Origin of the sequence: Tenacibaculum sp. MEBiC06402, from assembly GCF_049239625.1 — a bacterium.
Classification (GTDB): Bacteria; Bacteroidota; Bacteroidia; order Flavobacteriales; family Flavobacteriaceae; genus Polaribacter.
Map to the genome: position 1 here is coordinate 1 of NZ_JBMKKT010000020.1, position 556 is coordinate 556.

The following is a 556-nucleotide window of genomic DNA, read 5'->3' on the forward strand; positions in this document are numbered from 1 at the left end:
AGGAAGCACAGGTGCTACGGGTGAAACTGGAGCAACAGGAAGTACAGGTGGAACTGGGGCTACAGGTGAAACCGGAGCAACAGGAAGCACAGGAGCGACAGGTGAAACCGGAGCAACAGGAAATACAGGTGCTACTGGTGAAACTGGAGCAACAGGAAGTACAGGAGCTACAGGTGAAACTGGAGCAACAGGAAATACAGGTGCTACGGGTGAAACTGGAGCAACAGGAAGTACAGGAGCGACAGGTGAAACTGGAGCAACAGGAAGTACGGGGGTTACAGGAAGTACTGGTGCAACTGGTGAAACCGGAGCAACAGGAAGTACAGGTGCTACTGGTGAAACTGGAGTAACAGGAAGCACGGGAGCTACTGGTGAAACTGGAGCAACAGGTGAAACTGGGGCTACAGGAAATACAGGAGCTACTGGTGAAACTGGAGCAACAGGAAGCACGGGAGCTACAGGTGAAACCGGAGCAACAGGAAGTACAGGTGCTACGGGTGAAACTGGTGAAACTGGAGCAACAGGAAACACAGGTGCAACGGGTGAAACTGGTGCT

1 protein-coding gene is annotated in these 556 nt (G+C 52.7%); it reads left to right on the forward strand.

The annotated features are described in order from the left end of the window. On the forward strand, positions 1-556 hold a 556-nt coding region (locus ACOSP6_RS00155; RefSeq protein ID WP_422095662.1), incomplete at both ends, for a hypothetical protein.